This is a genomic window from Paenibacillus rhizovicinus (genome assembly GCF_010365285.1).
GTDB lineage: Bacteria > Bacillota > Bacilli > Paenibacillales > Paenibacillaceae > Paenibacillus_Z > Paenibacillus_Z rhizovicinus.
In genome coordinates this window covers 4,924,898-4,951,674 of the sequence record NZ_CP048286.1, presented here as the reverse complement: position 1 = coordinate 4,951,674, position 26,777 = coordinate 4,924,898, and the positions used below count along the sequence as shown (strand labels likewise).

At 47.4% G+C, this 26,777-nt stretch carries 32 protein-coding genes; 2 read left to right on the top strand and 30 right to left on the bottom strand.

What is annotated here, in order from left to right; genetic code table 11:
* Nucleotides 1–14: 14 nt before the first annotated feature.
* From tkt to GZH47_RS22260, 3 genes are all read right to left on the bottom strand, one after another.
* Nucleotides 15–2,030 carry a transketolase gene (tkt, locus tag GZH47_RS22270; RefSeq protein WP_162643223.1) on the bottom strand — a complete coding sequence of 672 codons (2,016 nt, stop codon included), beginning with the start codon at nt 2,028–2,030 and terminating at the stop codon, nt 15–17.
* A 338-nt stretch (nt 2,031–2,368) separates the two neighbouring features.
* Nucleotides 2,369–3,268 (bottom strand): formyltetrahydrofolate deformylase, encoded by a 900-nt coding sequence (gene purU / locus GZH47_RS22265; protein ID WP_162643222.1) that lies wholly within the window; start codon nt 3,266–3,268, stop codon nt 2,369–2,371.
* Between the two features lie 59 nt (nt 3,269–3,327).
* A complete protein-coding gene (locus GZH47_RS22260; RefSeq protein WP_162643221.1) occupies nt 3,328–4,455 on the bottom strand; it encodes a deoxyribonuclease IV in 1,128 nt (375 codons plus the stop codon).
* 214 nt (nt 4,456–4,669) lie between these two features.
* On the opposite strand from GZH47_RS22260, the gene GZH47_RS22255 reads away from it, so the two are divergent.
* Complete coding sequence (locus GZH47_RS22255) at nt 4,670–5,101, top strand: DUF2621 family protein (RefSeq protein WP_162643220.1); 432 nt, start codon at nt 4,670–4,672, stop codon at nt 5,099–5,101.
* A gap of 79 nt (nt 5,102–5,180) precedes the next feature.
* Nucleotides 5,181–6,080 (top strand): TIGR01777 family oxidoreductase, encoded by a 900-nt coding sequence (locus GZH47_RS22250; protein ID WP_162643219.1) that lies wholly within the window; start codon nt 5,181–5,183, stop codon nt 6,078–6,080.
* Nucleotides 6,081–6,172: 92 nt separating this feature from the next.
* Here GZH47_RS22250 and GZH47_RS22245 read toward each other — a convergent pair whose 3' ends face one another.
* The 27 genes from GZH47_RS22245 to GZH47_RS22120 all read right to left on the bottom strand — a co-directional run bounded on the left by GZH47_RS22245 (nt 6,173) and on the right by GZH47_RS22120 (nt 26,773).
* Nucleotides 6,173–6,544, bottom strand: a complete 372-nt coding sequence (locus GZH47_RS22245) for an iron chaperone (protein ID WP_162643218.1) — start codon at nt 6,542–6,544, stop codon at nt 6,173–6,175.
* 11 nt (nt 6,545–6,555) lie between these two features.
* The gene (locus GZH47_RS22240; RefSeq protein ID WP_162643217.1) at nt 6,556–7,038 is read right to left on the bottom strand and encodes a GNAT family N-acetyltransferase; all 483 of its coding nucleotides are present in this window, start codon (nt 7,036–7,038) and stop codon (nt 6,556–6,558) included.
* 2 nt (nt 7,039–7,040) lie between these two features.
* A complete protein-coding gene (locus tag GZH47_RS22235; protein ID WP_162643216.1) occupies nt 7,041–7,616 on the bottom strand; it encodes a DinB family protein in 576 nt (191 codons plus the stop codon).
* Between the two features lie 99 nt (nt 7,617–7,715).
* A complete protein-coding gene (locus GZH47_RS22230; protein WP_162643215.1) occupies nt 7,716–8,195 on the bottom strand; it encodes a DUF1643 domain-containing protein in 480 nt (159 codons plus the stop codon).
* A 168-nt stretch (nt 8,196–8,363) separates the two neighbouring features.
* Nucleotides 8,364–8,621 carry a DUF6933 domain-containing protein gene (locus GZH47_RS34675; RefSeq protein WP_404823703.1) on the bottom strand — a complete coding sequence of 86 codons (258 nt, stop codon included), beginning with the start codon at nt 8,619–8,621 and terminating at the stop codon, nt 8,364–8,366.
* An 85-nt stretch (nt 8,622–8,706) separates the two neighbouring features.
* Nucleotides 8,707–9,015, bottom strand: coding sequence for a hypothetical protein (locus tag GZH47_RS22225; protein WP_162643214.1), 309 nt, complete (start codon nt 9,013–9,015; stop codon nt 8,707–8,709).
* A gap of 447 nt (nt 9,016–9,462) precedes the next feature.
* Nucleotides 9,463–9,687, bottom strand: a complete 225-nt coding sequence (locus GZH47_RS22220; RefSeq protein ID WP_162643213.1) for a hypothetical protein — start codon at nt 9,685–9,687, stop codon at nt 9,463–9,465.
* Nucleotides 9,688–9,749: 62 nt separating this feature from the next.
* The gene (locus GZH47_RS22215) at nt 9,750–10,568 is read right to left on the bottom strand and encodes a hypothetical protein (protein ID WP_162643212.1); all 819 of its coding nucleotides are present in this window, start codon (nt 10,566–10,568) and stop codon (nt 9,750–9,752) included.
* Between the two features lie 517 nt (nt 10,569–11,085).
* A complete protein-coding gene (locus GZH47_RS22210; RefSeq protein WP_162643211.1) occupies nt 11,086–11,853 on the bottom strand; it encodes a nucleotidyltransferase domain-containing protein in 768 nt (255 codons plus the stop codon).
* 240 nt (nt 11,854–12,093) lie between these two features.
* Entirely contained in the window at nt 12,094–12,498 is a 405-nt protein-coding gene (locus tag GZH47_RS22205) for a DUF4259 domain-containing protein (RefSeq protein WP_162643210.1), read from the bottom strand.
* 231 nt (nt 12,499–12,729) lie between these two features.
* Nucleotides 12,730–13,143: a hypothetical protein gene (locus GZH47_RS22200; protein WP_162643209.1), complete on the bottom strand. Its 414-nt coding sequence runs from the start codon at nt 13,141–13,143 to the stop codon at nt 12,730–12,732.
* A 173-nt stretch (nt 13,144–13,316) separates the two neighbouring features.
* On the bottom strand, nt 13,317–13,640 hold the full coding sequence (locus GZH47_RS22195) for a hypothetical protein (RefSeq protein WP_162643208.1): 324 nt from the start codon (nt 13,638–13,640) through the stop codon (nt 13,317–13,319).
* Nucleotides 13,641–13,969: 329 nt separating this feature from the next.
* Nucleotides 13,970–14,371 carry a hypothetical protein gene (locus GZH47_RS22190; RefSeq protein WP_162643207.1) on the bottom strand — a complete coding sequence of 134 codons (402 nt, stop codon included), beginning with the start codon at nt 14,369–14,371 and terminating at the stop codon, nt 13,970–13,972.
* A 236-nt stretch (nt 14,372–14,607) separates the two neighbouring features.
* Nucleotides 14,608–15,075, bottom strand: a complete 468-nt coding sequence (locus GZH47_RS22185; RefSeq protein ID WP_162643206.1) for a coagulation factor 5/8 type-like protein — start codon at nt 15,073–15,075, stop codon at nt 14,608–14,610.
* 304 nt (nt 15,076–15,379) lie between these two features.
* Entirely contained in the window at nt 15,380–16,384 is a 1,005-nt protein-coding gene (locus tag GZH47_RS22180) for a hypothetical protein (RefSeq protein WP_162643205.1), read from the bottom strand.
* A 317-nt stretch (nt 16,385–16,701) separates the two neighbouring features.
* The gene (locus tag GZH47_RS22175) at nt 16,702–16,929 is read right to left on the bottom strand and encodes a hypothetical protein (protein ID WP_162643204.1); all 228 of its coding nucleotides are present in this window, start codon (nt 16,927–16,929) and stop codon (nt 16,702–16,704) included.
* 5 nt (nt 16,930–16,934) lie between these two features.
* On the bottom strand, nt 16,935–17,273 hold the full coding sequence (locus tag GZH47_RS22170) for a hypothetical protein (RefSeq protein WP_162643203.1): 339 nt from the start codon (nt 17,271–17,273) through the stop codon (nt 16,935–16,937).
* Nucleotides 17,274–17,461: 188 nt separating this feature from the next.
* Nucleotides 17,462–17,767, bottom strand: coding sequence for a hypothetical protein (locus GZH47_RS22165; RefSeq protein WP_162643202.1), 306 nt, complete (start codon nt 17,765–17,767; stop codon nt 17,462–17,464).
* Nucleotides 17,768–18,147: 380 nt separating this feature from the next.
* Nucleotides 18,148–18,582 carry a GyrI-like domain-containing protein gene (locus GZH47_RS22160; RefSeq protein WP_162643201.1) on the bottom strand — a complete coding sequence of 145 codons (435 nt, stop codon included), beginning with the start codon at nt 18,580–18,582 and terminating at the stop codon, nt 18,148–18,150.
* Between the two features lie 129 nt (nt 18,583–18,711).
* Nucleotides 18,712–18,864: an ABC transporter ATP-binding protein gene (locus tag GZH47_RS22155; RefSeq protein WP_162643200.1), complete on the bottom strand. Its 153-nt coding sequence runs from the start codon at nt 18,862–18,864 to the stop codon at nt 18,712–18,714.
* A gap of 435 nt (nt 18,865–19,299) precedes the next feature.
* Nucleotides 19,300–21,012, bottom strand: coding sequence for a DUF6382 and FHA domain-containing protein (locus tag GZH47_RS22150; RefSeq protein WP_162643199.1), 1,713 nt, complete (start codon nt 21,010–21,012; stop codon nt 19,300–19,302).
* Nucleotides 21,013–21,033: 21 nt separating this feature from the next.
* On the bottom strand, nt 21,034–21,552 hold the full coding sequence (locus GZH47_RS22145; RefSeq protein WP_162643198.1) for an A24 family peptidase: 519 nt from the start codon (nt 21,550–21,552) through the stop codon (nt 21,034–21,036).
* On the bottom strand, nt 21,545–22,723 hold the full coding sequence (locus GZH47_RS22140; RefSeq protein WP_162643197.1) for a TadE/TadG family type IV pilus assembly protein: 1,179 nt from the start codon (nt 22,721–22,723) through the stop codon (nt 21,545–21,547). Before GZH47_RS22140 ends, GZH47_RS22145 begins: the two co-directional genes overlap by 8 nt.
* The gene (locus GZH47_RS22135) at nt 22,686–24,920 is read right to left on the bottom strand and encodes a hypothetical protein (protein WP_162643196.1); all 2,235 of its coding nucleotides are present in this window, start codon (nt 24,918–24,920) and stop codon (nt 22,686–22,688) included. Before GZH47_RS22135 ends, GZH47_RS22140 begins: the two co-directional genes overlap by 38 nt.
* A complete protein-coding gene (locus GZH47_RS22130) occupies nt 24,917–25,699 on the bottom strand; it encodes a TadE/TadG family type IV pilus assembly protein (protein ID WP_162643195.1) in 783 nt (260 codons plus the stop codon). The genes GZH47_RS22135 and GZH47_RS22130 overlap by 4 nt, the downstream gene beginning before the upstream one ends.
* The gene (locus tag GZH47_RS22125) at nt 25,689–25,880 is read right to left on the bottom strand and encodes a Flp1 family type IVb pilin (protein WP_162643194.1); all 192 of its coding nucleotides are present in this window, start codon (nt 25,878–25,880) and stop codon (nt 25,689–25,691) included. Before GZH47_RS22125 ends, GZH47_RS22130 begins: the two co-directional genes overlap by 11 nt.
* Before the next feature lie 38 nt (nt 25,881–25,918).
* Nucleotides 25,919–26,773 (bottom strand): type II secretion system F family protein, encoded by an 855-nt coding sequence (locus GZH47_RS22120; protein WP_162643193.1) that lies wholly within the window; start codon nt 26,771–26,773, stop codon nt 25,919–25,921.
* Between the last annotated feature and the right edge of the window lie 4 nt (nt 26,774–26,777).

Below are 26,777 nucleotides of genomic sequence, written 5' to 3'. Positions count from 1 at the left end.
GCTTCGAACGGGGACTACAGCAATGCTTTCACTTTGCTGACGACGTTCTCGACCGTGAAGCCGTATTCCGCGATGACGCGGTCGCCTTTCGCGGATGCGCCGAACGTATTGATCCCGAGCACGGCGCCTTGATCGCCGACATAGCGTTCCCAGCCGAACGGCGAAGCCATTTCGATCGCGAGGCGCGCTTTGACTTCCGGCAGAATGACGGAGTCTTTGTAAGCTTTCGATTGACGCTCGAACAGGTCGAAGCTTGGCATGCTGATGACGCGAACGTCGATGCCTTCCGCCGCGAGTGCTTTCTGAGCGGCAACCGCCAATTGAACTTCGGAACCCGTCGCGATCAGCTGTGCCTGCGGTTTGCCGTTTGCTGCGTCAGCAACGACATACGCGCCTTTGACGATGCCTTCGCGAGAGTTTTCGTTCGTGCCTTCCAGCACCGGCAGGTTTTGGCGAGTCAGCACCAACGCTACCGGTTGGTCTGCGTTCGACAACGCGTATGCCCATGCCGACGACGTTTCGTTCGCATCCGCTGGACGGATAACCGTCAGCTGCGGGATGATGCGCAGGGAAGCCAATTGCTCGATCGGCTCATGCGTAGGGCCGTCTTCGCCGACTGCGATACTGTCATGCGTCAGCACGAACACGACCGGCTGTTTCATCAGCGCGGACAGACGTACTGCCGGACGCAGGTAATCCGTGAATACGAAGAACGTTGCGCCGTAAGGCTTCACGCCGCCGTGCAGGCTCATGCCGTTAACGGCTGCGGCCATCGCGAATTCGCGAACGCCGAAGTATACGTTGCGGCCTTCGTAGCTGCCTGGCTTGAAGACAGGCAAGCCTTTCAGATGCGTCATCGTGGAGCTCTCAAGGTCAGCGGAACCGCCGATCAGGTTCGGAATGTTCTTCGCCAAGCCGTTCAGAGCGTTACCGGATGCAACGCGCGTCGACAATGCTTTGTCTGCAGGCGTGTAAGCCGGCAGATCTTTGTCCCAGCCCTCAGGCAGGTTGCCGCTGATCGCCGTCTCGAATTGAGCCGCCAATTCAGGATGAGCGGATTTGTAAGAAGCGAAGAGCGCATCCCATGCCGCGTTGGCTTTCTCGCCGTTTGCTTTCACGTCGGCGAAGTGCGCGCTGACTTCAGCCGGCACGTGGAAAGCTTCGTTATCCCAGCCGTAGAACTGCTTCGTCAATACCGTCTCGTCAGCGCCAAGCGGGCTGCCGTGCGTGCCGAGGTGGCCGCCTTTGCCGCCTTTGTTCGGGCTGCCGTAACCGATCGTCGTCTTCACTTCGATCAGCGTCGGTTTGCTGAGGTCGGCTTGTGCCGCCGCTACCGCTTTCGCCAGCGCGTTCAGATCGTTGCCGTCTTCTACGCGCAGCACTTGCCAGCCGTAAGCTTCGAAACGGCCTTGCACGTTCTCGGAGAACGACAGGTTCAGCTCGCCGTCGAGCGAGATATCGTTGGAATCATACAGCACGACGAGTTTGCCGAGCTTCAGGTGAGCCGCGAGCGAAGCCGCTTCGCTTGCCACGCCTTCCATCAGGTCGCCGTCGCCGCAGATCGCGAACGTAAAGTGATCGATAATATTCAGGTCTTGTTTATTGTAAGTCGCGCCGAGGTGCGCTTCAGCCATTGCCATGCCGACTGCCATTGCTACCCCTTGTCCAAGCGGGCCTGTCGTTGCGTCTACGCCGGCCGTGTGGCCGAACTCCGGGTGACCCGGTGTCAGCGATCCCCATTGACGGAAGTTTTGCAGCTCTTCGATCGGAAGATCGTAGCCCGACAGGTGAAGCAGGCTGTACAGCAGCATGGAACCATGACCTGCGGAAAGCACGAAGCGGTCGCGATTGATCCAAGTCGGATTGGATGGATTGTGGTTCATTGTTTTCGCGAACAATTGATAGCCCATCGGAGCGGCTCCCATTGGCATGCCCGGGTGGCCGGAATTGGCTTTCTCGATCGAATCAATCGCAAGCGTGCGAATGGTGTCGATGGAAAGCTGGTCGATGGATTTCTGAGTAACTGTCATTACGTAAACTCCTCCTAAATCGCAATGGGTACTGCATTGGTTCTCTCTATGTGTTCTAACGGCGGATTTCCCGCACTGGCTTTGAAATATTGTACCACTACCACTTCGCCATTTCCATCCTAATCGCTTCGCTGTCCGTAAATTCGACAATAAATCTCCTCACGCGGCAGACCGGACGCGGTTAAAACGGTACTTTCCCAGAAAAGCCCGCTCCCCATGGAACGACCTTCCAATTATCCATCCAAGAGTTCCGATCGCGCACGCAAAAAAACGCGCCAGCTTCGGGAAAACCCGGCTGACGCGCTTTTGGCAATGAAGCCTGCGTTGCGATTATGCAATTAGTTAAACACGACCGTCTTGTTCTGGTGAACGAGGATCCGGTCTTCCACATGCCACTTCACGGCGCGCGCAAGCACGACGCGTTCGATGGTGCGGCCGATCCGTTTGAGATTGTCGACATCGTCGCGGTGGCTGACGCGCTGGACGTCCTGCTCGATGATGGGACCGCCGTCGAGCTCCTCCGTCACGTAATGCGCCGTTGCGCCGATGATTTTGACGCCGCGCTGATAAGCTTGCGCATATGGCTTGCCGCCGACGAACGCCGGCAAGAAGGAATGATGAATGTTAATAATCCGGTTCGGGAACTGCTCGATGAATTTAGGCGAGATGATTTGCATGTACCGCGCCAGAACGATAATGTCCGCTTTGCCCGTTACGGCCTCAAGCTGCTGCTTCTCGGCTTCGGCCTTCGTATCCGGCGTAACCGGGATATGATGGAACGGAATGCCGAACGATTCGACAAGCCCTCTCATATCGGGATGGTTGCTCACGACCATCGCGATTTCCGCGTCCAGGTCGCCCGCCTGCCATTGCCAGAGCAACTCTAGCAGGCAGTGGTCTTCCTTGGATACGAATATTGCGAGACGCTTCTTGCGGCTCGCGCGGAACGTATGCCATTTCATCTCGAAACGGTCCGCCACGCGGGTGAAATCCTCTTGAAGCACCGGAAGCTCGCGCTCCAGGTCGCCCAGATCGAATTCAAAGCGAATGAAGAACATGCCGCCGCCCGGGTTCAGCGTGTATTGATCCGATTGCACGATGTTCGCGCCGTGTTCGTAGAGAAACTGCGACACGGCCGCAACGATTCCGTTGCGGTCCGGGCAGGATATCAGCATTCGCGCGCGGCCGGACTTGTCCGGCCGCTGCGAGGACTGCTGGATTTGATCATTATTTTGCATATGAAAATTGTCTTCCTTCCGTCAACAAATGATAGAACTAGCGTTGGCCGAAGCCGGTCTTACGCGTTTACGAGCAGCGTCTTGCCTGCGAACCAGGCCGTAATGCGCTGGTTGACCGCTTCTTCCGAGAGATCGGGCAGCACGCGATGCTCGGCAACGAGGTCGTACAAGCGGTCCATCGGCTCGCGCGGATCGGCTTTCTTCGCTTTGGCATCGTTCTTCAGCACGTCCCATACGTTCAGCACGAACTGGCGATGGTCGATGTCCTGCTTGCTGAAGAAGTGGTGCAGCCGTTCGACGTCGTCCAGGAACTGGCCGCCGAAACGGGTAGACGCGTCTCCGCGAAGCAAAGCGATTTCCGCTTCGTACATCGGGCGCTGCGTCTTGTCTTCTTGGCCGATCCACGGCGTCTCGAGAATGAACGGACGGCCCTTGAGCGCCTCGTGATGGACGATATTGCGGATAGCGTCGTGGCCGATCCAGCCCGCTCCGATCGGAGCATGGCGGTCTTTGCCGGCGCCGCGCGGGTTCTTGCTGTCGTTGACATGCACGATCGCCACGCGGTTCAAGCCGACGATCCGGTCGAATTCGTTCAATACGCCGTCAAGGTCATTGACGAGGTCATAGCCGGCATCATGCATATGGCAGGTATCCATGCAGACGGTCAGTCTGTCGTTGGAGCTGACTTTATCGATGATGGACGCGATTTCCTCGAAGCTGCGGCCGATTTCCGTTCCTTTGCCCGCCATCGTTTCAAGCGCGATGTTGACATTCGTTTCTTTCGTGCCGTTCAGCACTTCGTTCAGACCTTCGGCGATCCGGGCAATGCCGAATTCCGCGTCTTTGTCCGTGTACGCGCCCGGATGCAGCACGATATTGCGAACGCCGATCGCATCCGTGCGGCGGATTTCCTCTTGCAGGAATCGTACCGCCAGCTCGAACGTGTCTTCTTTATAGGAACCGAGGTTAACAATATACGGAGCATGCACGACGATTTCGTCGATCCCCGCCTCGCTCATTGCTGCCTTGCCTTCCGGAATATACAGGTCTTCCATTGGCTTGCGGCGCGTATTCTGCGGCGCACCGGTATAGATCATGAATGTGCTGGAGCCGTAAGATACGGCCTCGTTCGCTGCGGTAAGCAGCCCTTTATCGGAAAATGAAACATGCGAACCGATTTTCAACATGGGATGAATTTCGCTCCTTTCGTTTATACGACGGACTTCTGCAGGATGCAGGTCGCAGTTAAACGCTTGTCCTTCCTATTTTACAAGGAATGGCGGAATAAATCTAGGTTACGGATTTTCCCTTCTGTTGCGAGAAGTGCGCTGCTTGGCTTATAATAGGAAAGATTTCTCGTTTGGATGAGGCATAATGCGCGGCAAGAGGTGAAGGATTACGATGGCTCCGGATTGGTTCATGTATTTCATATTGTTTTGGGCGGTTGTCATGATCGTCTTCATGTCGATCGGCGGATACTTCATGTTCCGCAAATTCCTGAAGGTGCTCCCGCAGCGGGACGGCAAGTCCAAGCTGGACTGGCAGAATTATTGGGTGGAGCGCAGCCGCGGCATGTGGCCCGAGGACTCCAAGCAGTTTCTGGAGAAGCTCGTCGCGCCGGTTCCAGGCGCTTTCCGCGATATTGCCAGACATTCGATCGCAGCCAAAATCGCGCAAGTGGCGGTTGAAGGCGGAGCTGACGAAGTGTCGCGCAACCACTGTATCGAAGGCTATATTCGGGCAACGCCGAAACGCGATTACCGCAGCCTGATCACGTTTCTGGAAAGAGAACAGATCGATTACAAACCGTACTCGCATTTATTGAATAAATAAGCCGCCCCTTAAGGCGGCTTTTGTTGTACCATTGAAGCAATTGAGATCCTACAGGGATGGAATAATGGGGGCGATCGGAATGAAAGTGGCGGTAACCGGAGGAACGGGCTATGTCGGAAGCTTGCTTGTAGACGCGCTGTTGCGCCGCGGGGACGAAGTCACCGTAATCTCGAGGTCCGAGAGACTGCGGGAAACGAAGCCCAACCTTTCCTGCGTATCGTGGAAACGGCTCGCCGAAACGCCTGCCGCATTGGATGGCTGCGACGCCATCGTAAACTTGGCCGGAGAATCCATTAGCCGGCGTTGGACTGCGGAAGGGAAGCAGGCCATTCTGCAATCCCGGCTGGATGCCGCCCAGGCGATCGCTTCGGCCGTTGCGTCCTTGGCCAATAAACCGCCGGTTGTCGTGAACGCGTCCGGCATCTCGATTTACGGAACGGATGCCAGCGTCGCCCATGACGAACAGAGCGGCGTGCGAGGCACGGACTTTCTCGCTTCCGTCGTGCAGAAGTGGGAATCCGCGGCGGACCGCATTCCCGCGAGCCGCCTCGTCAAGGTGCGCATCGGTCTCGTGCTCGGGATGAAAGGCGGCGCCTTCCCGGCGATGGCGATGCCTTACCGACTATTCGCGGGCGGCCGGATCGGCAGCGGGAAACAATGGATTCCGTGGATTCACGAAGACGATATGGTCCGTCTGCTTATATTCTGCATCGATAATCCGCAGATCGAAGGTCCCGTCAACGCCTGCGCGCCCGAGCCGGCGACCAACGATGACTTCGGACGGGCAATCGGCAAAGCAGCCGGAAGACCGCATTGGTTTCCGCTGCCGCCTTTTCTCTTGAAGACGGCGCTTGGCGAGCTCTCCTTCCTGCTGCTCGAAGGATCCAGAGCCATTCCGCGCAAAGCGCTGGAACACGGATTCAAGTTTCGGTATGCGACATTGAAAGAGGCCTTGGGCCAGTTACTGGGACGAACTTAGCTGCGCTTAGCAGGCAGCGGTTCGTTCCTTTCGGGGATTAAGAGCCTTGTCTTCGTTCATTGATGTCTCCTTAGGCATACAACCAGCCGCTGTTATTTCCGCCAAAACGTTGAACAGTCCGCCTTATCCGCGATATTATACGCGATCATTTTCCCGAGTAATGCGAAATCAACCGGACGATCCCAAGTGAAGCGTACCAGCTCCTTGGTGTGGCCGAAACCAGCCTGCTCAATGTCATCCGCGAACCGGATCATTCCTGCCTTCTCAGGGGCAACAGCCAAATGTTTCTTGGCTACGCTGAAGCCAATGATAAACGTGCCGTGGTCGGTAAACATCGGCTGATTCCATGCAATCTTAGGTTCGAGTTGGGGGAATTGTTCGGCTACCCAAGCCAAAACCTCTTCCGTTCGAGCCTGATGTTCCGGGTTATCAATGCTTGCTAGATAGGCTGCGAAAGCTTCCATGTCGTTCCCTCCTATACTACCTTCTTATACAGCGTAAACGGCTTGACTTGCTTGAAGCCGCCTTCCGAAGTGAAATCATGATGATCAATTTCTTTTATTTTAATAGCTTCTATGAATCCCCAATGGTTATACATCTTGATTAACTGTTCTTCATCCAATTCGACGCCGATCGTGAGCTCCGTACACCCTTTCTCGATCGCCCGTTCGAAAACACGCTCCATTAAACGGCTTCCAATTCCCTTGCCCTGATAGGCCGGATGGACTCTAAATGCACATAAATAGGCCCGATTGATTCCGTTTGCCTGATCGGGATCCGGTGAATCGAACACGAGCTGTAATTCACCAACTAGCTTGCCGTCTTCTGACTCACACACCCATAACTCCTGCGTACCCGCTTGGACAGCTTCCATATATTTTATTTTAGTATCGTTATATTTGCCCCACGACCACTCTAATCGATCAAAGTCCTGCACTTCGCCTATGCGGTAAAACACGATTATCTATTCCCCCGCTCACTCTCACTAAACTCATCCTTCACGCTTTGCATCTGAGTAATATGGCGTTTGGCATGCAGGCATAAGAAATAAATATATTGATAGACATCAATCTTTCCCAGATTATTGACCGTCATGGTCGTTTTATACAAAATCCCTTCGCCGTTGGGGATGTCTTTCAGTATTTCTATGCATTCATGGATCTGCTCCTGCAATAACGCTTTCACTTCACTTAATGTCTTCTCACCGGTCGGTTCCATGTGTTCGGGTCTGATCCATTTGAAAGACTTGTGTGCTGCAATCTTATCCAAATCAACTAAATTATCAGGGTAGTTGGCAACGGCATGCGCGAGATCCGCTTTGGCCGCAAGGTCTAGAGCCTTCTTCTTCCCCTTACGAATCAAAATTAATAGAAAGTAATTCGTTAATGTAACATGCTCGAGGATTTGTTCAATGCTCCAGCCTTCATGCGGTTTGTAGCTAAGCATATCTGAACGTAAATCAAACCATTCATCGTAAGTGTTCAAGGTTAGTGAAAGTTCTTGGCCAATGAACGCGATAGATTGTTTTACCGTCATTGCTCTTCCCACCCTTAATTCCTAAGTTAAGCTGCTGCCGCAGGGACAACCTTTCCGTCATGCATGTAAACTATAATATCATTTCCACTATCTTGTCCTTTAAAATAGAGGTATCAACTCACGAATATCATGCTTTAATCTTGATGGATGCCTGGGGTGGCCAGACTTTGTTTTCATCAAACAAAAAAGTTCAAAACCATTCTGCTGCAACATATCCATAACAACTTGATTTCGCTTATTTAGAAAATGTTTTTCGCCCCAAGCAGCTACGATCGTTTCTGATCTTGCCGCAGCTTCGATGATATGTTTATCATTATCCTTGCCAATTGGATCCATGGATTCTATTAATTTCTGGGGATTTGTTGAAATGAAACTAAATAAATTAACGACTTCAAACGAGCCGAATCCCAATTTCTTTGCAAAAAACAAACACTGCTTAGAAGTTTGATCCTCAGTAACCTCACTTGCAGTGCTTGGATTTAACATGATATATAAGAGTCTCGGCAGCCCGGTATCCCATTCACGCGTAAGGCTGTATCTATACATTTTCTGCTCATCGAAAATGGCTGATAAACGCATACAGTCACCTCTTGGTTAAGGTTTTATGCCCTGTCCGGACCGAGGGCGAATGCCCGAAGCGTGAATACGGTGTTGTATGAAACCAGTGCCTTCTTCAAATATTCTTAATTTAACTTGTATATCTTTGCTTAAGTTCTTTAATAAATACTTCAATTGGATTTTTATAATCTATAGCCTTATAGATAAATCTATTATTCCATCTAAGCCATTCAGAAATAGTTCTTTAAGTTTTTGATTCTGTCCCGATCTTATGCCGGTGACTGTTAGACTCAATCTTGTAAGATCATTCATAAACACGTAATGTTTCTTTCGATATAGATTAAAGATGTTTACATGCCAACAGAAAAATAAATCTGATTTACCAACTGTTCCAGGCTGAATTTTAAGATCCTTCAACGTATCTTTCGTAGCTTTAAATATAAGCATGTAGATTATCCTTTCTTTCTTGTGCTGGTTAAGTACGTGTGCGCAGGTCATTAGAATTAGCCAGTGCAAGGTTGTCCGGCTGCTATTATTCCATGATCTTATTTAGTGGTAACATAGGTACAACTTTTCCATTATGAATCAACACTGTTATCTTCTCTCGGTTATCTTCACCTTTAAAGTAGACTTCGGTTTCACACCCAACCATCATGTAACATTCCTCTTTAGATTCACCAACATATTCAAATGTTTGAGTTTTATTGTTTTCCTTCAAGTACTTTAAAGCCTTATACTTGTTACTATTTATTATCTGATATTGATTATAAGAGTAGTATGCTAAGCCTATACCTAGGAGGATAGCAATCAGAATTATAAGGTATCTTGTATTGCTTCTCATTCAATTCCCCTTGTATTCATAGGATTCTTGTATGTAAATAAACTCATTTGCTCTTCCGATAATTAATTAAAAGACATAGCAGATTAGAAAGAATACCGTAAAAAGCAACTATAAGTGGATAAAATATATAAATATGAAAAGTATCACGATCTGTGTAAACTGTAATACTACTTAAATACGAATAGGTTACATCTTTTATGGTGCCATTAGATAATTGAGTTAGATCGAGCATACTTCTAATATCTCCGTACAAATGCTGAAAAGCATTGAGCAACGCAAATAATATGATCAGATTATTTAAAAGAAGACTTTTCTGGAATTTGTCCATCAATTACCTTCCTTTGCTTTTCATCTAACGTTCTTGTATTCACGAACTCGAGAGGCTGAGGCGAACAACAGCGAACGGTTCATCAGACTTAGGCTCGCTGTAATTACCTTTAATTGCTTTTAAATCTTACCTGCCCTTTTTAAGTGAATACGAATTTCATTCTCTAGCTGATCTCCATAAAGCTTTCCGTCCAAAGTATGATAACCACTCGTATGCTCACCTTCATCGTCATCACCAGTTATTGTTAAACCCACCATTTCATAAAAACCAATTTCTTTGCGTATGTTCTCAAACTTCTTAAGAATTTCTCCCCCCAGTCGTAAACCTTTCTTATATTCTCCCAAAAAGCCTTCTTCTTTTACTTTTTCAATATTGTTGTCGAGGCTATCCGTAAGGTTGAGTTCTTTTAATATCTTCTTAAAATATAGTGGAACCTCGTGCCATGATAAATCTGGACATCCAGCAGCAGCACGGACCCGAAGGTGCCGGCCGAATTTCGGTTAGGTAAATCAAAAGGAACTGCTCGATCGCTTTCTATTCTTTCTTTTTCATTTTCTGTTAGTAAAACAACAAATACACTTTGATCCATGGCTATCGAATAATATTGGAATCCTGTGTCATCAATAAGTTTATTGATATCCTTCAATATCTCCATGTTAATGAAATCACTTTGCTTTGATAATTTATATTTGTATTGCTTATTGTTTAGTGTGAAGTATACATTCACTGGACCTTCTGTACTCTTCCATTCTTCATGAACATCTGTCAGTATAAATTCACCTTGCGAAATATCAGACCACTCTTTTAACGTCTTTACATAAGCATTATTCCCTTCAACGACATCCATTTCGAGGTCCTTGAACCAGGTCTTACTATTGTCTAACCCCCACACGAATAGATCACCAAAAGCAAAATAGTAATTTTCTTCGGATGGACTAAAAGGGTCAAAAAACTGACTAAATTGATTTTCTTTATTTATTTTCTCAGTCACATCCTCCACTGTTAATTGTGTATCCTTATAAAATCCTAATTGCTTATAGTAATTAAAAGCATCTTGAATTCGTTGTTGTCTCGTCATCATTCCGAATTTATAAAAGCTATTCCTAATATTTGATTCCATCGTTTCACTGATATTGTCACTATGTGATGATCCGCCGATTAATTTTAATAACACAGTACAAATTGCTATTATTAAAACTACTGCACCTATTTTTTTCGGAGACATAATACTCCCTCATTGATTTTCAAATTATGCGATCCTTTTATATGTAACGTTCTTGTATTCACAAACCCTCATTGGCTTATGTGAGCAGAGGGAATGGCCGCGACGTAGTTAGCCTGTCACTTTTTCATTATCTTCCGATAAATATAAATAAAAGGGAACCAAAACATGACTCCATGTCCCGCTCCGACAATTGCCATTATAATTGGCATAAAGACAACGGCTATTAATCCAGCTTTATATCCATGGATCTCTTTCTCGTCCATGTTAAAAACAAAATCACTTGAATTTAGAGAGTAAATAAAAAAGACTATTCCTAGTACTATTCCAAAAATTCCATAAATGATAGTTGATCTCTTAACTACTGATCTCATGTTGTTTTCCTTTCAATCTTTAAGTTAGTGTTGACTATTACTTCGTGAGGCTTGCCGAACACCTAATGCAGTTACGTCCCGACGGGCTTAGGGGGGCTGGATGTGATCACTCGCTTCTCAGATTGACCCCGAGTGTGAATACGGTGTTAGCCGAAGGAAGTTCTGGAAGCAGCCATTGTATTTAAGGCGTTCTCAAAATAGCTATAAACTTCATCTGCAATTCCTAGAAACTCTTCAACAGGTACATGACTATCCAAGTAACAAGCATACAGATAATCAACTAAAGCGGAGTCAATCTCGCAATAGTCTAATATGGCATTCTTCATCTTAATAATGTCATCTTGCCATACACCTGTATCTTCTAGAACCAGAGAGTATAATGCACGAATTAATCTCTTAGAATAACCTTTCATATATCTAGTTTTCATTGTGTTATCGCTAGCATTAAATAGTAAATTATGTATACGACCTACTTCCTCCTTGGTCTCTGTATTTAAGTCTAAAATGAACGCTGGAGAAGTAATTATCGGTGGCACTTTTTCACCAACGTCATGACCATATATACAAACACAAATGATCTTAATCCAAAAACCCCACTCATTCGGTTTACTTAATACATCGTCAATTGAGCAAATTATCGTATCAATTTTAGTTACTATTGAATATTCTTCCAAAAGCCTGTCTTTAATAGTTGACAATCTTTCGTAATCAATATCTTTGGGATTTTCACATACAATAGTAAAGTCTGCATCTGACTTAAAAGGTTTAGCAGTTCCTTTTGGAATCGAGCCACACATATAAATGCTATGAATCTTACCTTTAAATTCGGTAAGTATATTGTCTTTATACTTATCAACAAAATCCTTATACTCACTTTGTATTACAATTCTATTTATAACTTTTTCTAAAATCATATAAGCTCCTCCAAACATGTAAGAACTTCTTTCGGCTAACGTTGTTGGATTCTCGAAGTCCTACCACCTTAAAGGAGCTAAAGGAGCGAAGCGACTGGCCGCGATGCGGTTAGGGGGTGCAGGTGTGTCCGGCCGAATCTGCTTCCTCGCTACTGATCTTCTTACTTCTGCCGGACCGAGGGCCGAATGGCCCGAAGCGTGAATATGGTGTTATGTGAAGAGCTCCACTCCTAGAAATATTTACAAACGGCCCTCTAATTCATTCACAATATTTTTCCAGGTTTTATATTCTTCCGACTCTTCCCATAACTCTTTTAGTTCAGACTCTTTCTTTATCTTCTTAATTGCTTTCTTAGCTATAGGTAGTAAGCTTTTTCCTTGTCCTTTATGTATTTCAACCCATTCATGAAGTCCTTCTACATAATTTGAATCATTAACTAGTATTTCACCTGGTTTTCCTTGCAATGCAGCAAGAAGTTCAATGGCTCCAAGAGCATTTGAAGCAAGATCTACTTCTACATATTCCTCATCTATGACTGACTCAATGGTTTCTTTAATTAATTCTATGCCCTCTGATTCTAATAGATCTGCTTTCCAATCCAAGACATCATCGTTCTCAAAAATGCCCGTTCCCCATGCTCCCATAAAACACACTCCATCTCTTCATGATTTGTCATTCGATCTTGGAGAAATTCACATAACGTTGTTGTATTCACGAACCCTCACTGGCTTAAGGGGCGCATGCCCCGGGTCCGACGGACTTAGCCAGTGCAGGGCTGTCCAGCTCTGCCAGACCGAGAGCCTGGTGACCCGATGCGTGAATACGGTGTTATCCGAGGTAACTGTCTTCTTGAGTTATCTACCAAAAGATATCTTTCAGTCCCACCAACTTACTAATCCTGAATCAGTTTTTATTTCACTTGCTGTTTTATTGAACTCAAAAAAATCTTTCTTTAAACATTCAGTTATATCTTCTTCAATTACTGTCATTCCTTCAATTGATACCCTATAATCATTGCGAAAAGGTGAGACAACGTATCCGTATACAAATACGCTTTGGTGCTTCCTTAAAAATTCATAGAACAATTGAATGCTTGGTGCATCATTATGTCGTTCTTCAGGGTCTATAAATTTCAGTTCCATTAATTTCTCTAATACATTAATTCTTACTGGTTCAAATCGTACCACTCTTCTCATTAATGCTCGATTTTCCCAATCTATCTCCACTTTGAGTAAACTATCTCTTGTCTTATAATCGAGGTTATATTTAAACGATTCAAAATCCTCCATGATATCCCTCCCAAGTACTTGATGTTTACACAGAAGCACAGATGTTTCGAATAACTAATGTCAGATATGTACGGCTGAAATCACTTCCAGGCTTCTCAACTTAGGTCCGGGTCAAGGGCGACAGGCCGCTGCATGAATGAGGTGTTAGCTAAAGTCACCTCTTCTCGAAATAGCTAAAAAACACTCTTCTTTATTAAGTTCAATTCATCTAAGAGATTTGTTTCTAGATTTTCATTCCACTCATCTGGATTATTAATTACTAACGGGAATTTACTGTTATTCAATAAATAATATTTCATTTGTAAATAACTACCAAGCGGGAAGTCTTGGGCATTCCACTGTTTTCTATATCCAACTATCCCATGATTCTTTAGTATTGTTTCCATTGAAATAACGACTTCTGTAATTAGTTGCTTCAGTTCACATTCTTCATTGAATTCTAACTTGCCTGGAATCTCTTTAATGCCATCAATAAAAACAGTAATTGCTATTTGCACTTTATCATTTGATATCTTTTTAATGCTCCAGCTATGTATTGCAGGTTCTGATTCCCAGTCAAATTGAACAACATTCTTTACATCAGACGGAGTACATTCAGGGATTAGCAATTAAATGGATTTAACTAGATCTATTAATGGTTCTGACAAATAGCTTGGAAAAATGTAAATCTCTGAACTTCCAATTTGAAGATGGACATCAGCCCAGCCAACACTATTGAGTTTGTATGAAAACTTCATGGCCATCCCACCGTAATTTCTTTATGGTCTCGGTTATTTCAGCTAGCGTTCTTGGATTCACGAACCCTCACTGATATGCTAGCAAATCTTTATTTATCTTCTTCAGGATTTGTATATAAGCCCATTATTTCTATGACTTCCATTTCTCCTACTTTTTTTGATCCTTCCATAAAATATCCCTTAACTCCAATCTTGATCCGATGTTTATGTATTTCGCTCCTCATTTCAGGTATTAACACCCACATCCTTGCTGTGCCTCTTTGAGGCACCTGAATATTATCTTCAAATATGACTTCCCCTAATTCATCCTCAAATTCCGGATGAATCATGTAAATCCCCGTTTCTTTAATATCGTCTCCCTCATAAGAAAAATCACTTCTATATCCCTGGAAAGGTAAATTTCTTCTTCCCCCTTCTTCTGTTAAATAAAATCGATAGTTAACTCTAAAATCAGGAGGATGATTTCTAATTTCTTCATATGAAACCCACATAAAAGACCTCCAAAAATAGATAAATAGTCTTCAGCAATGTTGCCTACCGTTCGTGTATCGCGAACCCGAGAGGCTTAAGTGACCGTAGGGAACGGGGAGCCAGACTTTGCCTCGCAGGGTTGCCCGGCTGAATCTACCCTCGGCACTTCTGCATCGGTCCGGACCAAGGGCGTAAGCCCTCGTGAATACGGTGTTATACTCAGTAGTTGCCGTCTTGAAATACTTTCAACCGTTCTTCAAATTCCGTAATGCATTATGTATCCTTTGTTATTTGAAGACTGTTTTGCAAAATCAATTAGTTTTTGAATTTCAAGTAGATATTTTGTTTTGGAGATTTTATTACGTGTTTCTTCCCAATAGGTATCTCCATCCGGTTCTTCCCGCCATATTGTCGGACCCTTAAAGTTGATAATATCTGGTGCCTCATGTATCAATGAACTCCAACTGTTCAAGACATTTAAAAGCTTCTTAGATCCTTCATTATTTATAAAAGTGATGCCATAATAATTAAGTCCAAAGCCTTCAACTTTAGTCTCTGGATTGTAGGTGGGGACCCAATTAAGAAAATCAATTATATAGGTAACTATGTCATCTGATAATTCCACTTTATGTTTCCAGGTATTCCGGTTGTGATAATACCACTCTATTCGATTACTAGGATGTAAGTCATTGGGAAGAAAAAAGAATTCATGATTCAATGCCATAATATCACCTGGGAATTGTCATCCCTTTAATTTATTTGTACTGTACTGCAGCTATTGTGTATAACATTCTTATATTCACGACGTTCCACCGACTTAAGGCCCCGAAGGAGCCGGGCGCGATGTGCTTAGTCGGTGCGGATGTGTCTAGCTGAATATGCTTCCTGCTACTGCCAATTGCATCCTCAAGATATATCATACCTCGGCTGGACCGAGGGCCGTATGGCCCGATGCGTGAATATGGTGTTTTCCGATGCCCCTTCATAGAGACGCTCTTATAGCTGTATACTTAAAAACTTGATTATTCTTAAAACTCAAAGTCTAGATTTAACTCGTCAAATCTTAATGAATTGGAATTTTTAATTTTAAATTTTTGTTTTAGATTTTCAGATCCAGCATATGTAATTAGATTCTTAACAAAGAGACTATATATAAATATTTCTTTTAGAATTTCATACGTTTCTTCCTCATTCACCTTGATAATCTTAGAGTGAAAATGTTTCTTAATAAAGTTATTGGGCGTAAATTTCAACTCAATATATTGGTAAACTTCAAATTCGCTAAATTCCTTGTCTTTAGCATTCTCAGTTAAGTATTCATAAAAACCATTAATGCTACCTTGCGACTTTACAGCCTTAGCAAACGTATCTACTTTTTTGTGCTCAATGAACCTCTTTAAATACAATGTGATAACCAAAAGAAAAATAACAAAAACAATAGAATTTAGTAAAGATTTATTTAGCGGCGAATATTTAAAAACAGTACCGCTAAGTTGTTCTATTTGAGTAGATACTGCAATCAGAGCAGACAATACAAACGTAATTCCCAGTGCCCTATAGTTCCTCACCGTTGGTTTATAAGAAGCAACTAACTCTTGTGTTTTTTCAGTGACTTTAGTCGATTTTAATGATTTAATTTCACTTTCCAAAGTTTTGACTTTATCGGATAAATTACTACATGATAATTGAAGATACTGTATTTCATTTTTATATCTTTCTAATTCCCTTTCACTCTTCAGCAACTCTTGTTTACTCTGAACGATCTCAAAATCCTTGTCATACACGACTATATCCCTAGGATTTATCATTCTTTCTTTCATCATATATTCTGATAGATTATCTAAGTGTTTATAACATGTCTTAAATCGATCCTCGGCCTCAGACTTTTCGTCCGTCTCTTTAAATAAATCGGGATGTGTTTTTAAGCGATACCGATATAGCATTTCATATAACTCTTGTGGGCTTAAATCTTCATCAGTGCCAAGAAAATCTTTAACTGACTGAACAACTGTTGAATGGTCTCTGTTCGACATATTGCAAATCACCTCATAATACTAATGGTTGTATTTATTAAATTCTCACATTTCGATACTGATTTGATAATTACTAGCTTTGTAGCTATAAGAGGTTTCGGATAAACCTTCTTGTATTCACGACGTCCTTCCACATTAAAGGAGCGAAGCCCCTCGCCGCGACCGCGGTTAGGTGGAAGGATGTGTCCGGCTGAATCTGCTTCCCTGCTACTGAAATTCCTTTTCGAATCCTCTTCTAACTTCTACCGGACCGAGGGCCGCATGGCCCGAAGCGTGAATATGGTGTTATGCGACGGTGCTCTGATTAGCCCACAGTTTTATTTCCTTAACATCATTTCAATAATTCGCCTTGTTCCCCCATCATCAGGTTCGGCTTCATCCCATTGACTTCCATACATTCCATCTGTACTTCTAATTAAGAAATCAAGTTCAATCCAACTTTCTTCAATAATTAGTTTGAATATATAGGCTATCCTATTTACCATATATTTATTTAATGTTTTCATATCTGCTTCAGATAGCTGATCATTTGGACTAGCATGCATATCTTCTATTGGTTCATTCCTAAAGTAAAATGAGTAATTGCCTTAGAAATCATTGTAATATTTTGCTCTACAAGTAATTGTTTCTTTACTGCAATATTCTTTTCTCTTGAGTCTTCAGATTTCGCTAATAATAAATCATCTAGAATTGAGTTCCTTATTGTAATACCATGTTTCTTCCGTTGGTAGGAAATCTTTGATTCTTTCACATCAAACAATTTTGAAATCATATAATCTGATATCTCTTCATCAATAAACATGGTTTTAAGAATGTCAGTTGATAGTTCCTCAATCTTTAATATCTCACCAGCATCTTTCCGAATCTTAAAGCCTTCATAGATTCCCATTTAGAATTCTCCTTTTGAATTAATATCTCCTCACTGTCGTATAACGTTCTTGAATTCTTGACGCTCGAAGAATGACGGGTGTGTCCGGCTGAATCCACTTCCAGACTTCTCAACTTCGGTCCGGACCTAGGGTAAAGCCCGAAGCGTGAATGCGGTGTTATAGGATGTCAGCACCCTCTTTGAATTAACTAGGAAGATAATTCATTTCTAATCTTAATTGCCAGTTTAACGAAGTCTAAATGTTTTTGATATGTCTCTTTCGAAAAAAAAATCCTGGATTCTACTATTCGGGGAGCCTGTTTCGCAATCTCTGGATACTTAACATAAAGAAATGAATAAAGGACATCTTTCTCTTTAACTGTAGGAATAATAGGTGCAACCGGTACAGCCAGCGGTCGATCCTCTTTAGCTATCTCTTCCGGAGTTGTCATACCAAATTCTTTCATAGTCTGATGTAACATATCCACCAGTCTTATCAAGTTGTATTCGGTCAAATTCAACAATCTTCAATTTTGAAGGTCTTCTTGAAAGGGTTTCGTAATACATAGTAACTTCTAGAACTTCTTGTCCTGCTAAAGAAGGTACAGGTTTATATTGTTGAATATTCGGCTTTGTAATTTTCGTTACTATTTATTCTTTTGAGATGAACACCCGAGCAATTCCACCCAATGAAAATCATCCTTTCAAAGTTCTTTCAGCATAGTTCTGATTTCAGATAACGTTCTGTGTATTCAAGACATCCGACGAATGTCGGATGTGTCCGGCTAATTCCACTTCCAAGCTTCTCTACTTCGATCCGGACCGAGGGCAAAGCCCTGAGCGTGAATGCGGTGTTAGCCGACGCACCACACTTCTTAGTGTTATCCTTCATAAATCATATAATTTGAATATAAGAATCGAATTCACTTTCTGGGTCTTCACCTTTAAATCTTTCATCATAGACTTCAAAACATACAATGTCATGTTGATCATAATTATTTGACGCTAGCCAATCTATAAGGGTATAGAATGTTTCACCAATCTTACTTAATGGGCCTTTATGAGTCATTCCAACATACTGACCAGCTGGTATCACATAAGAAAACATACCTTCTGGAATTTCTATCATTTGTGCAACTTCTATCCCCGCTAAATACCCTGGTTTATTTCTCTTAATAACCCCAAGAGTTTCAGGAGAATTCTTGCGACCATGTATTTCTTGAATTCTTGAAAATAAAATAGGCCAAACATCTCCAGGGTTTATAGGGCTTTCTATGTTTCCTATTCCAATTACTTTCTTCTCTTGAAATTCATAAACCTCAGGTTTCATATAATACCTCCGTCTTTTTATGGGCGTATGCCCGATGCGTGAATATGGTGTTAGGTGATGTCCCCGACTTCTTGAACTACTCACATTATCCTTGGATTCCCTTATATCGTTTACTGTTTCAGTTTTACATTATTTAGATTTCATTTCCCGTAACTTTTGATTTATGTCATCTAATGATTTTTGAACTGATTCCATTTTCTTCAATCCGGAATATTGATTTCCTATAATCCCTGCAAACCCAATCACAACAACCAAAGTTATTAATATTAATAAATAATCCATTAAAATTTTCTCCTTCTTAATTGCTCTCGTTTTCAAATAAAGGAGCAAGTCCTCCAAGCACCACGGCGCGGTTAGGTGGTGAGATGTATCCGGCTGCTTCCTCTTCCCTGCTAATGAAAATCCATCCCCGAATCCGCTTCTAACATCTGCCGGACCGAGGACCGAATGGGCCCGAAGTGTGAATAATGTGTTGTAAGAAATCGGCTCTTCTATAAACGTTCCTTCAAAATACGAATAAGCACTGCTCATCATACTTGCCTAATGTAAGTTTCATTGAGGTCATCCTTTCTCAGTATACCAATTCAACTAAATACTGGAAACAAACGAAATAGAGGTTTGCTTGGACAGCTGCAAAAAACAAAAAAGAGATTCTCGTTCTTGAGAACGACGAAATCTCTCCTTTTGGCAAGTATCAATTGATCCCTTATCTATCATTCAACCTGCTCGAAAAATATAAACTGGCCCCTGATCGCCGGCCAGTTGAAGCTCGTCGGTATCCGCGAGGTCATAGGTTTTGTATGGCACCATCGCGTTGCCATTCAACTTGCTTCCGTTCCGTGACCCCATATCTTTGGCGGACCAGCGGCCATCGCTGGCTACGAGCTCCATATGGGCTCTTGAAATGCCGGATGCCTGATCCATGTAATGCGTTCCTTCATTAGAACGGCCGATTATAAACTGCCGCTGTTCCAGCCGGATTTTCTCGGCTTGCCCCTCCGTCTGCCTCTCCAGCCAAGGCAGATGGCTTTTCTCGTCCGGCGTCTCCTTGGCTTCTTGACCGAGCAAGACCGTCGCGTCATTTGCCTTGAGCGGCATAATACTTTGCGGCTTGAAGGAGACTCCCCCCGAATTCGGCGAATCAACTACTCCTCGTTCTTGTTGAGGTGCCTGCCGCTGGCTTTGATAGGCTTCCTGCCGTGCCTCATTCCCTGGATTCTGCCGCGCATCCAGCCGGCGATTATCCCAGGCTGCAGCCGATTCGCTGGTCCTGCCGGCCAATCGTTCCGAGCCTCCCGCACCCAGAACGACCGAATTCGGCACAAAATCATCGTCAGCTGCCCATTCCTTTCCGCCGCCGCTCCATCCTGTGTGTGCTTCCTCCGAACGTTCTCCGGCCATGTCTCTTTCCTTGACGCGACGCAACGCGATCAGACCGATGGCTCCAATCATCAATGTCAATCCGCTGGAAAGGAGCATATTCGTCTGCGTAGGCGCCGCTAAATAGAGGAACCGCCAAATGATCGCAGTGACGAGCACGGCTCCCGCACCGATCATCCATCCTGTCCTGGACGAACCTTTGGTTTGTTCTTGAATCTCGGTTAACGGAAGGTCAACCTCTCTTGCCTGGTCAGAACGGCCCGCTATTTTCAAGCTGTCCCAACCTTGTTCCACCGGCACTCGTTCGTGATGGATCACGGACCGGTCGGCCTGCGTTTGCTCGAAGGGAATAGAAACTCCTTCTAATCGTAGAGATGGAGGACTAGCAGAGGCAGCTTGCTCCTTCGTAGCTGCTGCTTTCTCCCCCCTGGCAGCTTCGCCGCTTTGTACCTCCCCAACCGCGACTATCTTCAGGCTGGCTCCAAGCAATGCGAGCAGCGTCTGCCGGAGCTGATCCCACGACACATGCTCCCCCCGCAAATGCTGGAATACCTGCTGCAAGCCGATCCCATCCGGCTCGTCGATATCGCCTACCCAGCGGATTGCCATAGCCAGCACCGCTTCTCCTGCGGAAGAAACCGCTCGCTGCTCGCGAAGCGGCACGTAAGCAAGCACCGCATCATCCCAATGATCGCCGATGAAAATATACTGTTCGTGCAGAAGGAAGCAATCTGCGCGAAGCATATAATGCCGGCAGTCGTCCAATGCTTCGACGACGGTCAGCAGCAGCGTATAGAAATCGAACATCGTCATTCGCTGCGTCTGAAGCCGATGCATTAACATCCGTTTGCCGTTCAGCGGATAGCGGAACGTGATGCAGCCGTCAATATCGATCCATTCCATCGGCAAGAGCTTCGGAATCCGCTGCCCCTGCAGCATTTGAATTTCGATACTGTCCAGTTGTTCCCTGGTCACGCCGGACTTCAAGTCCACAATCATTTCGTGGCCGCGTTTCATGGCGAAGTCGACCCGAAGCTCGTCCATCATCATCTTCGATTCCTCCTAAGTTCATTACAACGTCATCATGCACCAAGCTGTCACAGCCCCAGGGAGGACCGCGATCATAAATGGAAACCGCATGCTCCCCGAATCCGTGAAGTTCGCTTCCCAAGCCTGCAGCCGGGAATTGGAAGTCAATACGCACACCGCCCCGAGCAGGAGCCGCTTGCCGAATGAGCGATTCACGAACAGGATGACAAGCCCCATTAACCCGCCGTACAGGACGGCGTACATAAATACTTGCAGCACGGCTTCGACGCCGACCACCGCCCCTAAAGCAGCGAAAAATTTCACGTCGCCTGCCCCTATCCCTTTTAATAGATAGAGCATCACTAACGGAGCGAGTCCTGCCGCCGCCCCGGCTATCGCTTGCAATCCTCCGTCCGCGCCGCCAATGGTCAAGTGATAAGCGACGCCGAGCGAGAAGAAGGCAATATTTAACCCGTTCGGGATGGTCATCGTCCGAATGTCGCTAATAAATGCCGCGCCCACGAACAACGCTGCCAAGATACAGGTCACCGTATTATCCATTCGTTCCTTCCTCCCCTTCCGGTTTCTTCTGTACGACAAAATGTCTGGCAGCCGTCGTTCCGTCGCTTGCAGTCACGACGATCTCCCACGTGCCGGGTGTCGTATTGCCGGACACCAGCCATGACCACTCCGCAACGCCGTCGCCGTCCGTTACGATATCGCCCAAATGTCTGGCAACGCTTCGGCCGCTCTTATAGAGCACTTGAATGGATAAGCTGCGCCCCGGACTTGACTTGACGACTACCCTTGCTTGGTGACCAGGCCTTGCGGGGGATGGCTCGATCAACACGATTTGGATCGGAGCATGCTCGGAATCGGCATCACTCCCGAGCCTGGGCGACGGCAGCGTATCCGGTGTCCATACCCGTTCCTGCGCGCGTTCAGTGAGAACGATAGTCTTGCGCGTGAACGGAAAACCAAGCTTGAATGCATATTCCGCCTCAATGGCAATGCACAAATCATCTTTGTTCTTCAGATCAGGCAGCGAGATCTTGGAAAGATGCAGACGTTCCGGATCAAGGACGGACGTATCCGCTTCGTGGCGAAGCATCGGTTCGATAACGGAACGGCCAACCGTTGCAGCCGCAGTATCCACGATGGTGTCCCAATCGCCCCTCAAAGCCGCAGCCAACAACGGACCGGACGGCGAGGGCAGCCAGCTCTCCAGCTTGTCTGCCAAGAATCGGACTGCAGGCAGCGGTTCGCCGGCGGCCGACGAATTGCTGCCAGAAGCGGTTGACGTATTACCGCTTGCGGCAGGCATGTTGCTGCCGGAGGCGGTTGACGTATTACCGCTTGCGGCAGGCATATTGCTGCCGGAGGCAGCCCTGTCGTCGCTGGAGGATGACGAGTCTCCACCCGATTGCGAAGCGTCCCCGGACGTGTCCGCGGATGATGAATCTCCATCATTCTCGCCAGCCTGATCGGCACTGTCGTTCTGCGCTCCCTGCACGGCGAGATCAATCGGATGGATATTCGCTGCGGCTTGCCGGACCGTTTGCGAGACTGCGCTATGAAGCGCCATCTGCGCCTCGCTCATTTGAATCAGACAGATGAAGAACATAACCGCCATCAGCGCTATGGGCAGCACCAAACTCGCTTCGAGCGCAATACTGCCCGCTTCGCCGCGCCTTCTATCCGTATGAAGTTCCGATCGACTGCGTTCTCTCATAACGGCCGTCATTTACCTTTCCACTCAATATGTCTGCTGCCGTAAAGATCTTCATTAACCCGGGCACGAACCATAGATTAACCGATGACGTCATTTCACCGGATAAGCCCGTCGCTGCCTGGGCTAAATCGGCACCCGTATTATGCTCGATGACGGCGATGATGCGAGCCGTTCTCGCTTGGGCTCCGCTGCCGTGCAGAATAAGGAATACGCGCAGATAATCCGCATAGGTCAGATCGACGGGAACGTACTTCGACAGCTGCACTTTTCCCGTATTCGTCAGAGTAACCATATCCGCGACCGCCTTCTCTAACCCATACAAGACAGCCGCCGCCAACACGAGCAGCGGATGTCCAAGCGCCCGGCATTCGATGAATCCTTCCATCGTCCGGATCGCCAGCCGTGCCGCGAATACCTCCCCGGCAGCGGCAGCGATATTCGCAGCAGGTTCTTGAAACCCATAGAGGATATATTCGATTTCTTGATTCTGGAGCGCCAGCGCCTCCGAGAACGATGCCTGGTCACCGCCCGTAAAAATCCCCTGCAGCTTCTTGGGATCAAAGCTGCGAAAGCGATGACTGACATATTCGTTGACGTAGAGAGGATCGCGGATGCCCGCCAGCAGATCGGCCATTCCGCCGAACATCGATCCCATGGAGGTCATCGCCGACTCCGCTTCATCGCCTGGATTGTCGGTGCTTTGCGATTCATCTTCACTTGCTTTCGTCTCAGTCGCAGCCTCATTAAACTGCAAATTATCGTCCGCCAGCTTCTTCACTTCGTCGAAATCCCGTTTCAATTCTTCCTGGCCTGGGGCAGATGTCATGCCGCCAAGCAGCGCCTTGACTTCGCTCCATTTGGATTTGGCCGCAGCCTCCTTGGATTTGCGCTCTCCGTCATGGGCATGCCGGCGCTGAAAATCGTCCTGCCTGGCTTGAATGACCGTTCCCGGGTTCAAATACCGTGCCGAATACGTGTTTACGGCATTATTCACGTTCGACCAAGCTGCATTTAGCGCTCCGCCTCCCCCAGTCGAGGATACCGCCGAGAGAACCGCGGACTGGAAAGATGACGATACTGACGCAATCTGCCCATAAAGAGTCAGTTGTTCGTTTAGTTCAGTCCGATACGCGGTAAACCATCCCGATTCCAACACAAGCTCTTCGGCGGACTCTCTTGTTTCCCCATATTGAAATAGCTCTTCCGTCGTCATGGACGAGCTCTCGCTTCCCGCAATATCCGCATCCGCCAAATGATCGAAACCGCTGGATGCCTGCGACTCCCGCATACGTTCAACTGCGGATGCAATGGCTGCGTTGATCTGCTCCGCCGTTTGAAGTTCGGCTAACGCTTCCTGCGTATCGCCGCGGCGGCTTTCCAACCCGGCGTCGGCGGCACGCTTGACGGACGCGGCCTCACTCTGCGACTGGCTGACATAAGCGGCGATTTCGCTCGTATGCACCGGCTCCTCTTCTTCGTCCAAGGAAGCGTCAGCTTGACGCCAGCTTTCATAACTGCCGTAACCGCTGACGATCCCTGAAGCACTCCCCAGCTCGTCCTCCAGGCGGGATACGTTCGAAGCGCTCTCTTGCTGAAGCTCCATAACTCGCTTGAGATGCTGCTCGCGTTCCTCATACAGCTTCCTGACATCCTCCAGCACGCTGATCGTCGCGGTCGCTTCCTTCATTGCCGAGCCCATCGGTACGAAACGCGAGGCGATCTCCATCGTGAAATCGATCGGCGCCTTATACTTCATCTCCTCCAGCACCTGACGCGTAAACACCTTTTGATTGCCAAGCACTTCCTGCGTGTCCACATGTGAGGCCTCGCGCTTGATTCGCAGCAGCTGAAAGCCATTCTCTTCTTGGTCCGGCCAATTATTGTCCGCTGCCTGCGCGAACAGCTCGTTTCGGTCCGTTCCTCCCGCGCCGAACAAACCGTACCGTTCATATAACGCTTCGTCGTAAGCGGACAAAGCGGAACGAATGCCGGACTGCGCGGCCAGCTCGGTCTGCCTGTTGAACGCGGCGATTCTCGCATAATCGATCAACAGCGACGTGAACAACAGCATGGCTGCCGTCGAAACGATCAGATAGATCGAAACCGCCCCGTCCTCCCGGCGCCAAATCGAGAAGCCCGGCCGGCGGCGAATGCGCCGCCATGCTGCAATCCGGCCGTTTCGCCGCCCGCCGATCATGGGCTTAGCGCCTTCCGTCCGCCTAATATCTTCTGGGCCTGGTTGCGTTTATCGTTATCCATACCGCCTTTGAACTTCCCGGTATAATAGCGCACCAGCTCAACGTTGCGAATCAATTCGACCGGATCGACGATGGATGCGGAGCCTGCCGTTACTGGACTCGAATGACCGAGCAGCATTTCGAGCGGATGAATAGAGATCGGCTGGCGCAGCTTGAGACCGATTCGCTTCTCCAGCGTCCCGGAATAATGCATCGTTCCTTCGAACGGGCCGCCGACTCGCGCGGCTTCCGCCTTCATTTTGCGCACAGGCAAGGACGTCCCGTCCCCGCCAATGTCTCTACCACCATCTCCACCGCTGTCTCCTTCGCCCGCATCACCCGCCCCATCGCCTGAATTACCTGCTGCGCTACCCCGGTCTACACTCATACTTGCCCCGACTGCAATCTCAATTCCCTCGCCGCCTCCTTGTTCTGATCCGAAGCCGAATAAGGTTTTCAGCGCGCCGTTATCCGCCAGCCGCCAATACAATCCATCGTACTCGCCCGTCGGGGCGATTCCGCTCAGCGGGTCCCGCGAACTGTTGTCCCAGCGAAAGGCCGTCCGCTCCGATGTCAGCGAAGCAGTGTGATACAAGACGACGTTCTGATACGCGTACATGCTGAACATAAGCAGTGCAATCAAGATGAGGAACAGCACGGGGAAGACCATACTCGCTTCCAACGTAAAATTGCCGTCTTCCCGTTTCGCCAATTCGGCGAGCCAGCGATTAGCTCTCATCGAAAATCGTGTTCGCCTTCTCGTCCGCGCTGCCCATCAGATCTTTGAGCAGGCCGATGATCCAGTCCTTGAACAACAGCGCCAAAATAATAACGACCGCGATTATAAGCACAACCTCCAACGTACCCAAGCCTTCCTCGTTCTTCCAAAACGAACGTACCGCCTGCTTCAATTTGCGCATATGAATCCTCTCCCTAGTGGAATGTTTTGTCGATCCTATTAACCTCGCATCATTAATATCGCTGGCGACGCGACAAGCACCATCAGTACGAAGAAGATGCCGACAAGCGGGAATACCAGCTTCGAAGACGCTTCCTCGCCGCGAGCGCGGACGATCGCCTTGCGCTTCTCCCACATCGCATAAGACAGCTCCTTCAACGAGAGCACCAGCCTGTCTCCGCCGCGTCTATAATTGAGCAGCATCGTCGTCGTGAACACCGACACTTCCTGTACGCCGCAGCGCCGGCTGAACATTTCCATCGCCGCGGCGAACGACTCGCCGTTGCGGACGGATTCGTTCACGCGGCGCAGCTCCAGCAGCAGCGGATGCAGCGTCTGCTCGTCATTCCGCTCCGCGCAGCGAACCAAGGCGCGCTGCAGCGTTTCCCCCGCGCCGAGCAGCAGCATCAACTTATTGAGCAGCTCCGGCAGCAGCAGCACGATATCTTGTTTTCGGCGCTTTACCGTGCCTTCGACTTCCCTCCATTTTGCCGCCGGAATGACGACTCCGAGCAACAGCCCCAAACCGAGCAATGCAGGCTCGCTGCTCAAGACGCTCAACCAGGCGCCTGCCCATGCGGCCATATAGCCGAAACCGATTGCTTCGGCGATAAATCCGCGGCTCGCTTCAGCGGTCCAAGCCCTTCCGTGCAGCAGGAGCAGCTTGCCATGCAAGCCGGCCGTCTGCGTCTGGAAACGATCCGGCAGCCCGCTCCGCTCCAGCAAATACCGGAACGGCGCCGACAGCCAGCGTTCTTTCGCATCTCTCTTGCCTCTGCCACTCCGTTGGCTCACGATAATCGCGAAACACCAGACTACCGTCAGCAGTATTCCAACCGCCCAACCAGCCACCATCAAC

What these genes read in the sequence shown, in the direction of transcription:
- tkt (WP_162643223.1), bottom strand. Translation starts at nt 2,030, where the DNA reads ATGACAGTTACTCAGAAATCCATCGACCAGCTTTCCATCGACACCATT.
- purU (WP_162643222.1), bottom strand. Translation starts at nt 3,268, where the DNA reads ATGCAAAATAATGATCAAATCCAGCAGTCCTCGCAGCGGCCGGACAAG.
- GZH47_RS22260 (WP_162643221.1), bottom strand. Translation starts at nt 4,455, where the DNA reads ATGTTGAAAATCGGTTCGCATGTTTCATTTTCCGATAAAGGGCTGCTT.
- GZH47_RS22255 (WP_162643220.1), top strand. Translation starts at nt 4,670, where the DNA reads ATGGCTCCGGATTGGTTCATGTATTTCATATTGTTTTGGGCGGTTGTC.
- GZH47_RS22250 (WP_162643219.1), top strand. Translation starts at nt 5,181, where the DNA reads ATGAAAGTGGCGGTAACCGGAGGAACGGGCTATGTCGGAAGCTTGCTT.
- GZH47_RS22245 (WP_162643218.1), bottom strand. Translation starts at nt 6,544, where the DNA reads ATGGAAGCTTTCGCAGCCTATCTAGCAAGCATTGATAACCCGGAACAT.
- GZH47_RS22235 (WP_162643216.1), bottom strand. Translation starts at nt 7,616, where the DNA reads ATGACGGTAAAACAATCTATCGCGTTCATTGGCCAAGAACTTTCACTA.
- GZH47_RS22230 (WP_162643215.1), bottom strand. Translation starts at nt 8,195, where the DNA reads ATGCGTTTATCAGCCATTTTCGATGAGCAGAAAATGTATAGATACAGC.
- GZH47_RS34675 (WP_404823703.1), bottom strand. Translation starts at nt 8,621, where the DNA reads ATGCTTATATTTAAAGCTACGAAAGATACGTTGAAGGATCTTAAAATT.
- GZH47_RS22225 (WP_162643214.1), bottom strand. Translation starts at nt 9,015, where the DNA reads ATGAGAAGCAATACAAGATACCTTATAATTCTGATTGCTATCCTCCTA.
- GZH47_RS22215 (WP_162643212.1), bottom strand. Translation starts at nt 10,568, where the DNA reads ATGTCTCCGAAAAAAATAGGTGCAGTAGTTTTAATAATAGCAATTTGT.
- GZH47_RS22210 (WP_162643211.1), bottom strand. Translation starts at nt 11,853, where the DNA reads ATGATTTTAGAAAAAGTTATAAATAGAATTGTAATACAAAGTGAGTAT.
- GZH47_RS22205 (WP_162643210.1), bottom strand. Translation starts at nt 12,498, where the DNA reads ATGGGAGCATGGGGAACGGGCATTTTTGAGAACGATGATGTCTTGGAT.
- GZH47_RS22200 (WP_162643209.1), bottom strand. Translation starts at nt 13,143, where the DNA reads ATGGAGGATTTTGAATCGTTTAAATATAACCTCGATTATAAGACAAGA.
- GZH47_RS22190 (WP_162643207.1), bottom strand. Translation starts at nt 14,371, where the DNA reads ATGTGGGTTTCATATGAAGAAATTAGAAATCATCCTCCTGATTTTAGA.
- GZH47_RS22185 (WP_162643206.1), bottom strand. Translation starts at nt 15,075, where the DNA reads ATGGCATTGAATCATGAATTCTTTTTTCTTCCCAATGACTTACATCCT.
- GZH47_RS22180 (WP_162643205.1), bottom strand. Translation starts at nt 16,384, where the DNA reads ATGTCGAACAGAGACCATTCAACAGTTGTTCAGTCAGTTAAAGATTTT.
- GZH47_RS22175 (WP_162643204.1), bottom strand. Translation starts at nt 16,929, where the DNA reads ATGCATGCTAGTCCAAATGATCAGCTATCTGAAGCAGATATGAAAACA.
- GZH47_RS22170 (WP_162643203.1), bottom strand. Translation starts at nt 17,273, where the DNA reads ATGGGAATCTATGAAGGCTTTAAGATTCGGAAAGATGCTGGTGAGATA.
- GZH47_RS22160 (WP_162643201.1), bottom strand. Translation starts at nt 18,582, where the DNA reads ATGAAACCTGAGGTTTATGAATTTCAAGAGAAGAAAGTAATTGGAATA.
- GZH47_RS22155 (WP_162643200.1), bottom strand. Translation starts at nt 18,864, where the DNA reads ATGGATTATTTATTAATATTAATAACTTTGGTTGTTGTGATTGGGTTT.
- GZH47_RS22150 (WP_162643199.1), bottom strand. Translation starts at nt 21,012, where the DNA reads ATGATGATGGACGAGCTTCGGGTCGACTTCGCCATGAAACGCGGCCAC.
- GZH47_RS22145 (WP_162643198.1), bottom strand. Translation starts at nt 21,552, where the DNA reads ATGGATAATACGGTGACCTGTATCTTGGCAGCGTTGTTCGTGGGCGCG.
- GZH47_RS22140 (WP_162643197.1), bottom strand. Translation starts at nt 22,723, where the DNA reads ATGAGAGAACGCAGTCGATCGGAACTTCATACGGATAGAAGGCGCGGC.
- GZH47_RS22135 (WP_162643196.1), bottom strand. Translation starts at nt 24,920, where the DNA reads ATGATCGGCGGGCGGCGAAACGGCCGGATTGCAGCATGGCGGCGCATT.
- GZH47_RS22130 (WP_162643195.1), bottom strand. Translation starts at nt 25,699, where the DNA reads ATGAGAGCTAATCGCTGGCTCGCCGAATTGGCGAAACGGGAAGACGGC.
- GZH47_RS22125 (WP_162643194.1), bottom strand. Translation starts at nt 25,880, where the DNA reads ATGCGCAAATTGAAGCAGGCGGTACGTTCGTTTTGGAAGAACGAGGAA.
- GZH47_RS22120 (WP_162643193.1), bottom strand. Translation starts at nt 26,773, where the DNA reads ATGGTGGCTGGTTGGGCGGTTGGAATACTGCTGACGGTAGTCTGGTGT.